The following is a 14,174-nucleotide window of genomic DNA, read 5'->3' on the forward strand; positions in this document are numbered from 1 at the left end:
AGTTTTGGAATCAGTTTAGAAGAATTTTGCAGCGATATAGCCGAGTGCAAGCAGACTCAAAACGGCGAATACGATAGCCATTGTAAGCAGAAACTGTGTTTTCTTCCTTGCTGCAAGTGCGGCCAGCTCAGGATTTTGGCCTAACTCTTCGCGTAGTTGGGATTCCAATTCAGCACGGATTTTCTTGCGCAGCTTTTTCTCTTCCTGCTCGCGTTCATATTTGAGCTTGTGGGCAATTTCGGTTTGTTTTTTATGCTCGAAAGAGATTTTTTCCTGCCATTCAATGCGCTTGCGCTGGATGGCCAGCTCATTTTTTTCTGTCAAATCAAAGTGGCAGGTTTTACATTCCTGTGCGTCGAGTTCGTCGATAATCGTCATGCAGACTGGGCATTGGATAGGGTCGGGCGTGTTGACTGCCAACACGGGTTCTTCTTCAACCGCTTCCAACTCCATAGCCTGACGGACGATTACGTCCAAACCTAAATAGCTGAAGTAATGCTGCGCATTTTCGCGCTCGTCTTGGGTGCATTTCTCGGCCACAATAGCTTGCGGACGCTCGGCCAAAGCTTGAATCAGACTCTCGACTTCGTTTTCAGGCAGGTTGTCATACAGGCAGGCATGGATGCGCTCCCTATCCGTGTTCGGCGGATAGGAAACGTATACGTCGAAAAATTTTTCTTGTTTGCTCATTGATATCCCATGAATATTTCGACTGCATCAACCAAATGGGTTGGGTCTGAGGTTTTGTTATTGTGTTTGAGCTGTTTTGGCTTGCGATGCAGGCAAAAACAGAGGCCGCAGTCTTAGGCAGACCGGATAGGGGGTGCCTTTGTGTCGTTAATCGGCTGGACAATGATTTTTTATTTATATGGCAATATGCATGTCCAATGTTATGTCTATTGTAGAGTAAATATTCACGCCCGATATTATTATTATAAGATAAATCCAATATTGTTTAAAATAAATTCACACAAAAGGCCGTCTGAAGATACAGACGGCCTGTTTTTCATGAAGAAACGGATTATTTATACGGAGAAGGACGAGCCGCAACCGCAAGTTGTTTCGGCATTCGGATTGCGGATGACGAATTGAGAACCTTGCAGGCTTTCGGTGTAGTCGATTTCTGCACCAACCAGATATTGGTAGCTCATCGGGTCGACCAAGAACGTCAGGCCGTTTTTTTGGATTTCGAAATCGTCGTCGTTTTTGATTTCATCAAAGGTAAAACCATATTGGAAGCCGGAGCAACCGCCGCCGTTGACGAATACGCGCAATTTCAAATCGGGATTGTTCTCTTCGGCGATCAGGTCGGCAACTTTGGTGCAGCAGCTGTCAGTAAAGATAATAGGGCTTTCGTCTGACATGATGTGATTCCTTTTATATGAATATTTTTACTATTGTCGCTCAAACCGTTAGCCAAGGCAAGTTTGTGCAGACAGGGTCTGCCAGCTTACATGGAGGGCATGGCAGAAATTTCAAGCACCAGTATGTCAGATTTAGATGCTTCTGCCAAACCATTCTACACGGCCGATGATGGCAACGTCGTCGGTCGGGTTTTTCAAGTCGATTTCAAAAGTAGGGTAGGCTTCGTTGGCAGAAATGACGTTGACGATGCCACCGGGTATCAGTTGCAGGCGTTTGACCAAAAGGTTTTCATTGAGGCGTAAAACATAGAGGCCGTCGCGCGGCGTGGTTTGGCCGTGGTTGATGAGGATGGTGTCGCCATCATTCAGCACGCCTTCCATCGAGTCGCCTTTGACTGAGATAACGGAAAGGTTTTTGATGTCTCGCGTTACATAATTTTCAATCCAATAGCGTCGGAACGCCATGGCGAATATGGGTTGCTCATCGCCGACGAGCTGGCCGTGTCCGGCCGCGGCCTGGATGTCGTAACGCGGTACGAAGACAAATTCGTCTATATCGACAGGGTTGCCTAGTGTGTCGGTTGCTGTGGCCTTTGGGGCTTCGGAATCAGGGAAGGGAGAACCTTCGCCTGTTAAAAGCCAGTCTATGCTGCAGCCTTTAAGTTGTTTGATTTTTTTTAGCGTTTCCGATTTCGGCAGGCCTCCTTCGTTCCAGATACGGCTGAATCCGGCGATGGTCATATCGATGTCGGCGGCAATTTTGGCTTGGCGGGCTTCATCTTTCCATAAGAAAGCCAGGCGGTCTTTAAAGGTATCCATGTTTATGCCTTTGTGGAGGTATGTTTTTTATATGGTTTGGACGATTTGAGTGTATTTTACCTTAGTTTTTATAAAATTGTAAGAAAAAAATTACTTCATCTAAGAAAAAGTATTGCATATTCTATTTTTTCTTAGTATTATTCGTTTTGTCTTAGATAAATCGATATTTCTAAATTTCTGTTCGATTTTTCTTAGTTTAATTTTATTTGGTTTAGTTTTTCTGATTTAAACCTGCTATATGATTATGATGAGAGGTGTGAAATGACTCGTTCGCGTAAAAATACTTTTTGGGTGCTGCTGGCGTTGGTACTGGGTTTTTTTGCTCTGCCTTTCGGATCTTCGGAGGCGCATGAGGCGGACGGTAATCTGACGGCTTCGGAATGCGAACGCTTGGGCAGCTTGAGTCTGGATCAGATGGACGGCAGGCTGCTGGCTTTTGCCAAAGAATGCGATATGGTGGAGGCTACCCACGATTGGGAGCAACAGTACGGCAACTTGAATGAAGAAGAAATGCTTGCCGGCGTAGTGTATGAGTGATGTTTGTGAATGAATCGATAAAGGCCGTCTGAATGATCAAAGTTTCAGACGGCCTTGTGTTTTTAATAATGATGGCTTAAGGCATCAATGGTGCATTAGTCAGGCCGGTGGTTTCGGGTAGGCCGAACATGATGTTCATATTCTGCACGGCTTGACCGGCTGCGCCTTTGACCAAGTTGTCGATGACGGAAAGAACAATCCACACATCGTCTTGTTCGGGCGCTTTTTGAACGCTGATACGACAAAGGTTGGCGCCGCGCACGCTGCGGGTTTCAGGTGTCGAACCTGAAGGCAGGATATCGACAAAAGGACTGTCGCGGTAGTATTCGCGCAGTAAGGCTTCAGGATCGGTATGTTCTTGCAGGTGCAGATACAGGGTGGCGTGCATACCGCGTATCATTGGAACAAGGTGTGGCACGAAAATCAGGCCGTCTGAAACATGGTCTTGCAGCCCGGACAGGGTTTGTCGGATTTCAGGCAGATGGCGGTGGCCGCCGACGCCGTAGGCTTTGAAGTTGTCGCCTGCTTCGCACAATAGGGCGTGGGTGCTGGCTTTGCGGCCTGCACCGGAAACACCGGATTTACAGTCGGCAATCAGCGGCGCATTGGCTTTCAGACGGCCAGCCTGAAGCAGTGGCAATAAGGGCAGGGAAACGCAGGTGGGGTAGCAGCCCGGATTGGCCACCAGCATGGCTTTGGCGATGTCGTCTTTGTGAAGTTCGCACAAACCGTACACTGCTTGGGAAACGAGTTGCGGCGCGGCATGGGTCATTTTGTACCATTGTTCCCATGTTGAGATGTCGCGGATGCGGAAGTCGGCAGACAGGTCAATCACGCGTACGCCTTTTTCGACAAGGGACGGTGCTTCTTTCATGGCCACGCCGTTGGGTGTGGCGAAGAACACGAGGTCGCAACGGTCAAGCCCGGCATCTTCGGGCGTTTGGAATGCAAGGTCGTAAATGCCGCGCAGGCTGGGAAAGTAGTCGGCAACCGCAATACCGGCTTCGCTTCGGCTGGTGACGGCAGTGACTTCTGCGTTGGGGTGGCTGCTGAGCAGGCGTAACAATTCAACGCCTGTGTAACCGGTTGCACCGACGATACCAATTTTAATTTTTGTGGTCATGGTGTGGCTCCTTTGTAGGGATGATGATGCGTTTGATTATATAGTAATTAATTGCCGTCGGTCAGAGGTGCTTGTGCCAAGCTTTGCAATAGAGGGTTAAACAGGCTGTCTGAAATATGGCATGAATAATATTCGAGAGCGGGTTTCAGACGGCCTGAGCGTTTGGAAAACGCAGTTTGCGGTTCGATTTGTTTGTTGATTTGTGGTGGGTGTTTCGTCTTTATCCTATCCATACGAACACAAAATAAAAATGTAAAAAAATGCCCCCGGGTTGGAGGACCGGAGGCAAGTATCCAAGGAGTATCTCTCATCAATAAGAACTAGTTATTTAGTACTATATCTCTTGTTAGGATTGAAAGCAAGCGTTTTGCACATTTTAACATTTAAATAATTTTTTCATTCAAATTCAGTGAGTTATCAGATAGGGATTGAATCTTGAGATGATGGTAATAGAGGATAGGCTAAGGACAATTAAAACGGCAGGCATCAGTGATTGGGAGCAGCCATACTCTGAGCATTACTCTGATGTGTGTGTACATGGCCATATTGATTGAGTCGGTCGGGGGGGGAAAGCTGAAATCTCCTGACTAACCGAATTGAGTTAAAGTGAGGGCTTCTTCAAACTGTTAGATAAAATAGCTGCAAGGCATGAAATGCGTGCGCAGATGAGGAAGGGTTTGTTTTTAAATATAGATCCCTGAATCATTTTATTTCATTTAAATTTGATATTGTCAAACCATCGAGCCAAAAAAAAGGTTGCCACCGGAAAGGAAGTCGTTGGCAACGAATGGAGGTGGTAATGCAATGAAAGCTAGATATAAGGAGTAGTGCCAAACTAGCTATAAGTAACTATATCGAAACTGTAAGAAAAATCAACACAAGTTGCCTGTTACTGGCAAAAATTTTTAGTCGGCTTGCCTAAAATCAAATTTTTGAGTAATTACTTGGTTGATGCAGGGGTTGGTAGCTCTAGCTGAATTTGTTTCCAGGCCGTCTAAAAATTTTCGGGGTGGTTGGCTATAATGCTGTTTTGGTTTTTTAAGGTCTTCGCAAAAATACGGTTTCGGGGTTTTAGGCTGAATGTGTACCCGATCTGTTTGCAAAGGTTTTGGGGTATGAGGAGAATGAGATGAAGAAAGTTTTGGTGTTGCAACATGGGGATTTGGGCGCGTGCGACTGGTCGGCGTTTGGCGGTTTGGTGTCTGCGCCATCAGGGAAGTCGGTGTTGCGTGTGCCGGTTTCGGATGATTTTGAATTGACGGACGAGATGCGTGCGGCGTTGATTGCGCAGCAGATAGATGGCGCGATGTTGCCGGATATGGCTTTTGCTGATTTGAGGCTGATTGTCAGCGATATGGATTCGACGCTGATTACGATTGAGTGCGTGGATGAGATTGCGGCCGGTGTCGGGCTGAAAGATGAGGTGGCCAAGATTACGGAGCAGTCGATGCGCGGCGAGCTGGACTTTGAGCAGTCTTTGCGCAAGCGTGTGGCTTTGCTGGCCGGTTTGGACGAGCGCGTGTTGGAAGAGGTGTACGAGAATGTGTTGCAGCTGTCGCCGGGCGCGGAATTTTTGTTGGAAGAGTGTAAACGGAATGATGTGAAGTTTATGCTGGTGTCGGGCGGATTTACGTTCTTTACGGAACGCCTACAACGGCGTTTGGGCTTGGATTTCCATTTTGCGAATGTGTTGGAAGTGGAAAACGGCAAGCTGACAGGCCGTCTGAAAGGGCGGATTATCGATGCACAGGCTAAGACGGATTTGTTGCGTGAATACCGTGAGCGTCTGGGTTTGGCTCCGTGGCAGGTGGTGGCGATGGGTGATGGTGCGAACGATATTCCGATGATAAGGGAGGCGGGATTCGGCATTGCTTATCGGGCGAAACCGAAAACTGAGGCGAATGCGGATGCGTGTGTGCGCTTTGGTGGTTTGGAGCGGATACGCGGTTGGTTTGCGTAAACCGGTTGAGGATATTTGTCAGTCAGGCTGTCTGAACAATCGGGAAACCGGTTTTCAGACGGCCTGATGTTTTATAAGGCGATAAAACGGTAGCCTTCGGCATCGACTTCGAGAATGGAGGCGTAATTGTCGCGCCAGTCGCCAAGTACGATGCGGGTGTAATCGGCGTTGCGATGGATGTTTTCGCGGTGGGTATGGCCGTGGATGAGCAGGGGCGTGTGGAAGCGTTGGACGGTTTCGTGGGTAAAGGCCGGATTGACATCCATGATGTCGGCGGTTTTGTGTTGCTTGTCCTGTTTGCTCTGTTTGCGGATTTTGGTGGCGATGTTCAGTCGGAGTGTGAGCGGCAGGAGCAGAAACAGGCGTTGCAGCCATTTTTGATGGACGGTACGGCGGAATTTTTGATAAGAATGGTCGTCGGTGCAGAGGGTGTCGCCGTGACAGAGCAGGGTGGGTGTGCCGAACAAGTCGATAACGGCGTACTCGGGCAGTAAGGTCATGCCGGTATCGCGGGCGAAGGTTTTGCCGATGAGGAAGTCGCGGTTGCCGTGGATGAAATAGCAGGCGACACCACGCTCGGTCAGGCTGCGGATGGTTTGCTTGATGATTTGAACCAAAGGGCTGTTTTCGTCATCGCCGATCCAAAAATCGAAAAGGTCGCCAAGAATGTATACGGCTTGGGCATGAACGGCTTTTTCTTGGATAAATTTCTGGAAGAGTGCGGTCAGTTGAGGATGGGATTCGCTCAGGTGCAAATCGGCGATGAAGTAAATCGGCATGATGATGTGGGACGTGTGGGAAGGGTTTTATTATAACTTGGGTTGTCGCGTTTGGTTGGGTTTGGTGTTTTTCGTTTGTAATGTAGTGATTTTATTGTTTTGATTTGGTGTGATAAAGGCCGTCTGAAACATCTTTTCAGACGGCCTTTGTGGTTTATAGGGCTTTGCCCTGATAAGTGATTTGTTTCAGCGTATCTTCTTGGTACAAGTCGCTGATGGGGACGGTATAGAAGAATTCGTTGCTGCGGACAAAGCGGTTGACCAAGTCTTTGTCGAGATGGAGGACATGGTGTCGCAGTTTGTTTAGGCCTTTGAATATCATGGTACTCCAACGCATATAGCCGTCTGAATTAGGACGGATGTCGTTCATGGCGTCAAGGGCGAGAAGTTTGCGGTTTTGCTCTTCTCTATCCAAAGGATGGGAATAGATGCTTTGGAAGTAAAACGGTTGCTCGGAGGATGGCGGCAGGCTGAGGGAAGAGCCTACTTTGCCGATAGGGAAGTCGTCGCTCAGATAATGTATGGTGTGCAAAAACAGATTGCCGCGGCGGTAATCGATTTTGCGCAGGGCTTCGATGGCGGCCAGCGCAGTATGTTGGTGGTCGGGATGCGCATCAATATTGGGGGACGGCGACACGATAATATCCGGCTGGAACGTTTCTATCAGATAGCCAAGGTTGTCTACCAAGCTGTTCCAAGTTGAGCCGGGTTTGAGGTGTTTCGCCAATGGGGATGTATTGGCACGACGGAAAATATAGACGTCGGTCGTATCGATCTTGGTCGATTTAATCTCTTTTTCCGGATTTTGGCGCATGGCGGTCAATGTGCTGTCGAAGTAGCCCAGTTGCAGGATGTTTTCAGACGGCACACCGGCCAAAAGGGGAACGGTCAGGCTGTTCCAAACGCGCATCCGGCCTTTTTGCAGATATTGTGCCTGGGTGTCGCAGTCGCACGTGCTATAAAGGTTGCCATAGTGGAAGCTGCCGCCTTCGCTAGCGGTTAAGGTGCAGATCATTGAATTGGCGGCGTGTTTTTCGTACAAACCGTATGCGCTGAGTTCAGCATCGTCGGCATGGGGCGCGAGGACAAGGATTTTTTTGCCGTCGAGGTTTTCACGCGGATAAACGGAGAGTTCGATTTCTTGATCGGGCAAGGACAGGTATTTGCCTTCCAAACGGATGGTTTTGTCACTGTCGGAGAAGGTGTCGCTCAGATTGATATAGCGCACGCCTTTTGCGCCGTATTCGAAATATTGCTTCCATTTGCCTTTGGATGAAATGGTTTCGATAAAAGGCAAGAACAGCAGTCCCATCCAGTTGGACTTGATACGGATTTTGGCAATGACGGTATCCTGTCCGCTGACAGTGGCGGGCAAGGTTAGGCTGCCGCCTTTGAGGGTAGCATGCGCGGTAGAGGGAAGGGAGGGATAGTTATAGTCTTGGTGTGTGTTATAGGCAAACTGTTTTTTGTGAATAATTGAAGTAATAATAAACAACAAAATAAAAAAAGTCAGTATCAGCCCCGTCAGTATCAGAAACATTGTTTGGTTCCTTTATTGTTGTAACAGTCATGATAGTGCTTGTGGAGCTTATTTGTTTGTTTTTCTTACAAACGGTTGTTTTTCATACTCTAACGTCATTAAAGTGAACATTTAAAATAAAACAGTTTGCGGGTTGATTATATATAAACGACCAAAATGTAGAAAGGCCGTCTGAAAAATTTGAAAGAAATTTCAAAAATTTCAGACGGCCTTGATATTTTAAAGGTTAAGCCGGTAAATTATGCTTCTTTTGTTTCAACTGCTTTCTGACGCAGACGTAGGCTTAACTCGCGAAGTTGTTTGTCGTCGACCACATTAGGTGCATTGGTCAGCAGACATTGTGCACGTTGTGTTTTTGGGAAGGCAATCACGTCGCGGATAGATTCTGCACCGGTCATCAGGGTAACCAGACGGTCGAGGCCGAATGCAAGGCCGCCGTGCGGAGGCGCGCCGAATTTCAGGTTGTCCAAGAGGAAGCCGAATTTCTCTTGTTGCTCTTCAGGGCTGATTTTCAGCGCGGCAAACACTTTCTCTTGTACGTCTGCGCGGTGGATACGGATAGAGCCGCCGCCGATTTCCCAGCCGTTCAATACCATGTCGTAGGCACGGGCCAGGCAGTTTGCAGGGTCGGAAACCATCAGGTCTTCATGACCTTCTTTAGGCGCTGTAAACGGATGGTGTACGGCTACGTAGCGGTTGGCTTCTTCGTCGTATTCGAACATTGGGAAATCGACAACCCACAAAGGTTTCCATTCGTCTACGAAGTAGCCGTTGTCTTTACCGTGTTCCAAGCCGACTTTAATACGCAATGCGCCGATGGCTTCGTTCACAACTTTGGTTTTGTCTGCGCCAAAGAAGATGATGTCGCCGTTTTGCGCGCCGGTACGCTCGATGATTTCTTTCAGGGCGTTTTCGGACAGGAATTTCACGATTGGAGATTGCAGGCCGCTGTTTTCGCCGTTGGAGAGGTTGCTGACATCGTTTACTTTGATGTATGCCAGACCTTTCGCGCCGTAGATGCCGACAAATTTAGTATATTCGTCGATCTCTTTGCGGCTGAATTTCGCACCGTTAGGCACGCGCAGAGCGACTACGCGGCCGCCTTTCATGTCGGCTGCACCACGGAAGACTTTGAATTCTTCGGTCTTCATTAGGTCGGTCAACTCGGTGAATTTCAAGTTGATGCGCATATCCGGTTTGTCAGAGCCGTAGTAGAACATGGCTTCAGAGTAAGGCATGCGAGGAAAGTCGCCCAAATCTACGTTTAAAGCATCTTTGAAGACTTGTTTGGCCATGCCTTCAGTGATGTCCATGATTTCATCCTCGTTCAAGAACGAGGTTTCTAAGTCGATTTGAGTAAATTCAGGTTGGCGATCGGCACGCAAGTCTTCGTCACGGAAACATTTGGTGATTTGGTAGTAACGGTCGAAACCGGCAACCATCAGCAATTGTTTGAACAATTGTGGAGATTGCGGCAGCGCGAAGAATTCGCCCGGATGAACGCGGCTTGGTACGAGGTAGTCGCGCGCGCCTTCCGGAGTGGAGCGGGTCAGCATCGGTGTTTCGATGTCGATGAAGCCTTGTGCGTCCAAGTAGCGGCGAACGCCCATGGCCACTTGGTAACGCAGGCGCAGGTTGCGTTGCATGGCAGGACGGCGCAAGTCGATAACGCGGTTGGTCAGGCGAACGTTTTCGCTGATGTTTTCATCGTCGATTTGGAACGGAGGCGTAGCGGCAGCGTTCAAGACTTCGATTTCTTTGGCAAGGATTTCGATTTTGCCGGAAATCATTTTGTCGTTGGTTGTACCTTCTGGACGGTTGCGTACGCGGCCGGTAATGCTTAAAACGTATTCGTTGCGGGAAGAGTCGGCAGCGGCAAATGCTTCCGGAGTATCAGGGTCGATAACGACTTGAACGATGCCTTCGCGGTCGCGCAGGTCGATAAAAATCACACCGCCGTGGTCGCGTCGGCGGTGTACCCAGCCTTTGACGGTAACGGTTTGGTCTAAGTATTGCTCGCTGATAAGGCCGCAATAGTTGGTACGCATAAAATCACCTTTTTATATTGTTCAATTTGAAAAGAAGGAAAGGCCGTCTGAAAAAAAGAAGACCTTAATTGTTGTGTTCGGTATCACCGTCTTCAGACGGCTTTTGGGCAGGTAGGGCTTTAACTGGTAAGTCGTCCGGCATCACCATGCCCAGTGAAATTACATATTTCAATGCCTGATCCACACTCATGTCCAGCTCGCGAACGTCGCTTTTTTTAACCATGATGTAGTAGCCGCCGGTCGGGTTGGGCGTGGTTGGGACGTAAACGGAAATATAGTCGTCATCTTGCGGCAGGCTGCCTTTGAGTTTGTCGGGGATATGGCCGGAAACAAAGGCTATCGTCCAAATGCCCGGTTGCGGAAAGGGAACCAGTACGGGGGTTTTGAACGAGCGGCTACTGTCGGAGAGCAGGGATTCGGAAACTTTTTTAACGCTGGAGTAGATGGATTTGACGACGGGAATGCGTCCTAAAAGGCTGTCCCATGCGCCGAGAATCCGTCTGCCCAATACGTTGGCGGCGAATACACCGGTAACGAACAAGACGACTGTGGCGGCGACGATGCCCAAGCCGGGAATGTTGAACCCCCAGAAATGCTGGGGCTGCCAGCTTTCCGGTAATAGGTTGATCAGTTTGTCGGCGGCGGAGATGATATAGCTCATCGCCCAGATGGTTACGGCAATCGGCAACCAAACCAGCACGCCTGTAATCAGGTATTTCTTTAAAGCCTTGGCGATTTTTCCGCTTTCGGCTGCGGCTTCTGTCATCTTTGTTTCATTCCGGCAAGTTTTGCCCAAACTTTGCATTATACGCGTTTGGACGCTAGGAAACGAGTATTTTAAACGAATGGCTTGTTTTGTTTCATTGTTTCAGACGGCTGCCTTGATTGCAAAGGCCGTCTGAAATAATATGGGGTCATTTAGATGCCGTCCCAGTCGTTGAACATCAGGCCGAAGCCGATGCCGTTTTGTTTGTGGTTGTAGTCAATCAGACTTTCGCCGTAGCCGTGGAAGCCGCGGACAACGCCTTTGAGTTTGCCTTTGATGGGGAAAGTATAGGCCGCTTCAACGGCACCGCGTCCGCTTTTCGGGTTGTAACGCAGGACGGAATAAACATTTTGCTTATCGTTGAAACGGTATTGGACTTTTAAGTCGCCGTAGCCCATGTATTTGTTGATGTCCGGATTGTCATCGTCATCCCCTTTTTGGTCGAAGGCACGCACCCAAACTCTAGGAATAACGGTCAGCTTGCCCCATTCCATACCGGCCATGGCGTAAACGCGGTTCCATGAGCGTGATTCGGGGCGGCTTTGACCGTTGGATTGGTGAACAAAACCTGCGCCAACCATGCGCAGTTTGCCGCCGAAAGGCAGGTCTGCTTTAACGGGTTGGGTAATGAAGATTTCAGGCTCGTAGTCGGTATTGCGGAACGGAGCGGATTTGCGGCCTTGGTTAAAGATTTGCCAGTCGGATTTTTGGGTGTAGCCAAACCATACGTCGGCACGGGTCTTGAATAAATCTTCGGCAATCTTGCTTTTGAAGGAAACCTGCATTTTGGTTTCGAGGCGTTTTTGCTCGCTGAATTTTTCCTGTGTGGTTACGCCGCGGCTGGGGGATTCCGGGTAATAGTTGGGGCTGCTGTTGTACCAAACGGGCATGAGGTACATAGGGTTGTGCTCGCGTACGCTCAACAGGCCGCGTGTGTCGTTTTTATCCAAATCGTACATCAGGCTTAAAGGTGTGTAGCTGTCGGTAGTTTCGCTTAATACGTCGTCTGAAATATTCGGATGGGTAGGGTTGTCGAATACGATGGCCGCTTCTTTTTTCTCGATGCTCTTGCGGACGCTTTGTTCGAGGTCAACTGGTGTTTTGGCGGTTTCGGTTTGCGCTTGCGGCAGTGGGAATTGAGGGGGGAGTTGCGCCGAGTAGATGTTGTCGTAACACGCCAAACGGGTGGCGTTGTCTTGAATGGTGGTGCAGTGTAGGGCGGTATCGGCGGCGGCCAGCGGGGCGGCGGCAATGAATCCGATACTTAGGGAATGTTTCAACATCTTGTTCATGAGAGTTTCCGTTGTTTTCCAGACGGCCTGATGAAAGGGTAAATGGTTTTATTTAGTTGGTTTGGACTGTGAATACGGCAATGCCCCTGAAAGGCAAGACCTCAGGGGCATCGTATCAGCTCGATTATCCTGCTTTGGTTATCAGGACTTCCAGCATCTGCATCAGTATTAAGCCAAAGCTTTTACTTTAGCAGACAGACGGCTTTTGTGACGGGCTGCTTTGTTTTTGTGGAATACGCCTTTGTCAGCGATACGGTCGATGACTTTAACGGATTCTTGGTAAACTGCTTGAGCAGCAGCTTTGTCGCCGGCTTCAACTGCTTTCAACACTTTTTTCACAGCGGTACGGAATGCAGTACGCAGGCTGGCGTTGTGGGCGCGTTGTTTAACCGACTGGCGGGCACGTTTGCGGGCTTGTGCGCTGTTTGCCATATTGAATATCTCCTGAAAAATAAATTCTGTAAACGCGCAATTTTAAAGACAGATTTCCTTATATGCAAGCTTTTTCTCTATAACGCGCGCAAATCAGCCGTATTTTGCCCAAAAACTACAGCCGGTGCAACGCTTTTGGTAAAAAGATGGTGTTGCTTTGCCTTATTTCAATAAAAATCAGATGGATATTGCTTTGCGTTTGCTTACGTTTCCATTACAATAACCTAACTCTGCGCCGGGGTGTTTATGGGGTGCAGGGTTTCTTATTTATTGACATTAACCACTCTTTCATCAGGAATCTGCCCGTATGAAAAAATCCGTATTAGCCGTATTGGCCGCATTGTCTTTGGCCGCGTGCGGCGGTGGCGAGAAAAAAGCCGAGCAACCTCAAGCAGGCAGCGCGCCTGCTGCCAATACCGAAGCAGCCGCCACCGATACTTTGAATATCTACAACTGGTCAAACTACGTTGACGAAAGTACAGTCGAAGACTTCAAAAAAACCAACAATTTGAAGCTGACTTACGATTTGTATGAAAACAACGAAACGTTGGAAGCCAAAATGCTGACCGGCAAATCCGGCTATGACTTGGTTGTACCCGGTATTGCCTTCCTGCCGCGCCAAATTGAGGCAGGTGCATACCAAAAAATCAATAAGGATCTGATTCCGAACTACAAAAACATCGACCCTGAATTGCTGAAGATGTTGGAAACCGCCGACCCTGGCAATCAATACGCCGTTCCATACTTCTCAGGTGTGAATACGATTGCGATTACGGCGAAGGGCAAAGAGCTTTTGGGCGGAAAATTGCCTGAAAACGGCTGGGATTTGCTGTTCAAACCCGAATACACCAACAAGCTGAAATCTTGTGGCATCGCTTTGTGGGATACCCCGAGCGAAATGTTCCCAATCTTGTTGAACTACTTGGGTAAAGATCCTAAAGGCTCGAATCCTGAAGATTTGAAAGCGGCGGCGGAAGTGTTGAAGTCTATCCGTCCTGACGTGAAACGTTTCAGCCCTTCCATCATTGACGAATTGGCGCGCGGCGATATCTGCTTGGCGGCAGGTAACGGCGGCGACTTGAACTTGGCCAAAGCGCGTTCCGAAGAAGTGAAAAACAACGTCGGCATTGAAGTGTTGACACCGAAAGGCATGGGCTTCTGGATTGAATCTTGGTTGATTCCGGCTGATGCAAAAAACATCGCTAATGCCCACAAATACATCAACTACACACTTGATCCCGAAGTGGCTGCGAAAAACGGTATTGCCGTGACCTTCGCCCCGGCCAGCAAACCGGCACGCGAAAAAATGCCTGCAGAGCTGGTGAATACACGTTCTATTTTCCCGAACGAGCAAGACATGAAAGACGGTTTCGTCATGCCTCAAATGAGCGCAGATGCGAAAAAACTGTCTGTCAACTTGTGGCAAAAAATCAAAGTCGGTTCAAATTAATTGTGAGCTGATTGTTTGAAGCAAAGCAAAGGCCGTCTGAAATTTTTCAGACGGCCTTTTTTGA

At 48.6% G+C, this 14,174-nt stretch carries 14 protein-coding genes; 3 read left to right on the forward strand and 11 right to left on the reverse strand.

The features are described from left to right. Positions 1-15: 15 nt before the first annotated feature. From ACTHUM_RS00810 to ACTHUM_RS00820, 3 genes are all read right to left on the reverse strand, one after another. Positions 16-690, reverse strand: coding sequence for a hypothetical protein (locus ACTHUM_RS00810; RefSeq protein WP_004518836.1), 675 nt, complete (start codon positions 688-690; stop codon positions 16-18). Positions 691-1,025: 335 nt separating this feature from the next. Continuing rightward, complete coding sequence (erpA, locus tag ACTHUM_RS00815) at positions 1,026-1,364, reverse strand: iron-sulfur cluster insertion protein ErpA (protein ID WP_003680162.1); 339 nt, start codon at positions 1,362-1,364, stop codon at positions 1,026-1,028. A 132-nt stretch (positions 1,365-1,496) separates the two neighbouring features. Next, a complete protein-coding gene (locus ACTHUM_RS00820) occupies positions 1,497-2,183 on the reverse strand; it encodes a S24 family peptidase (protein WP_004518834.1) in 687 nt (228 codons plus the stop codon). 261 nt (positions 2,184-2,444) lie between these two features. Here ACTHUM_RS00820 and ACTHUM_RS00825 point away from each other — a divergent pair, with 261 nt between their 5' ends. Beyond that, a complete protein-coding gene (locus tag ACTHUM_RS00825; protein ID WP_003680156.1) occupies positions 2,445-2,720 on the forward strand; it encodes a hypothetical protein in 276 nt (91 codons plus the stop codon). Between the two features lie 76 nt (positions 2,721-2,796). On the opposite strand, the gene argC is transcribed toward ACTHUM_RS00825, so the two are convergent. Beyond that, positions 2,797-3,843: an N-acetyl-gamma-glutamyl-phosphate reductase gene (gene argC, locus ACTHUM_RS00830; protein WP_004518832.1), complete on the reverse strand. Its 1,047-nt coding sequence runs from the start codon at positions 3,841-3,843 to the stop codon at positions 2,797-2,799. Positions 3,844-3,890: 47 nt separating this feature from the next. Beyond that, positions 3,891-4,076 (reverse strand): hypothetical protein, encoded by a 186-nt coding sequence (locus tag ACTHUM_RS00835; RefSeq protein ID WP_004518831.1) that lies wholly within the window; start codon positions 4,074-4,076, stop codon positions 3,891-3,893. Positions 4,077-4,972: 896 nt separating this feature from the next. Here ACTHUM_RS00835 and serB point away from each other — a divergent pair. Next, positions 4,973-5,803, forward strand: coding sequence for a phosphoserine phosphatase SerB (serB, locus tag ACTHUM_RS00840; protein ID WP_039861844.1), 831 nt, complete (start codon positions 4,973-4,975; stop codon positions 5,801-5,803). A 71-nt stretch (positions 5,804-5,874) separates the two neighbouring features. Here the strand turns inward: serB and lpxH are convergent, their stop codons facing one another. From lpxH to rpsT, 6 genes are all read right to left on the reverse strand, one after another. Beyond that, on the reverse strand, positions 5,875-6,585 hold the full coding sequence (gene lpxH / locus ACTHUM_RS00845; RefSeq protein WP_198400576.1) for a UDP-2,3-diacylglucosamine diphosphatase: 711 nt from the start codon (positions 6,583-6,585) through the stop codon (positions 5,875-5,877). Between the two features lie 151 nt (positions 6,586-6,736). Then, the gene (locus ACTHUM_RS00850; protein ID WP_004518827.1) at positions 6,737-8,122 is read right to left on the reverse strand and encodes a PIG-L deacetylase family protein; all 1,386 of its coding nucleotides are present in this window, start codon (positions 8,120-8,122) and stop codon (positions 6,737-6,739) included. 239 nt (positions 8,123-8,361) lie between these two features. Then, entirely contained in the window at positions 8,362-10,170 is a 1,809-nt protein-coding gene (gene aspS / locus ACTHUM_RS00855) for an aspartate--tRNA ligase (protein WP_004518826.1), read from the reverse strand. 64 nt (positions 10,171-10,234) lie between these two features. Beyond that, positions 10,235-10,936 (reverse strand): DUF502 domain-containing protein, encoded by a 702-nt coding sequence (locus ACTHUM_RS00860; RefSeq protein WP_039861915.1) that lies wholly within the window; start codon positions 10,934-10,936, stop codon positions 10,235-10,237. Between the two features lie 152 nt (positions 10,937-11,088). Then, positions 11,089-12,228, reverse strand: coding sequence for a phospholipase A (locus ACTHUM_RS00865; protein WP_004518824.1), 1,140 nt, complete (start codon positions 12,226-12,228; stop codon positions 11,089-11,091). A gap of 168 nt (positions 12,229-12,396) precedes the next feature. Continuing rightward, positions 12,397-12,660, reverse strand: coding sequence for a 30S ribosomal protein S20 (gene rpsT, locus ACTHUM_RS00870; RefSeq protein WP_002212556.1), 264 nt, complete (start codon positions 12,658-12,660; stop codon positions 12,397-12,399). A gap of 307 nt (positions 12,661-12,967) precedes the next feature. Between rpsT and ACTHUM_RS00875 the strand changes: the two genes are divergently transcribed. Further along, positions 12,968-14,110 (forward strand): extracellular solute-binding protein, encoded by a 1,143-nt coding sequence (locus ACTHUM_RS00875; RefSeq protein WP_004518822.1) that lies wholly within the window; start codon positions 12,968-12,970, stop codon positions 14,108-14,110. The last annotated feature ends 64 nt before the right edge of the window (positions 14,111-14,174 follow it).

The organism is Neisseria sp. P0021.S006 (assembly GCF_051956895.1).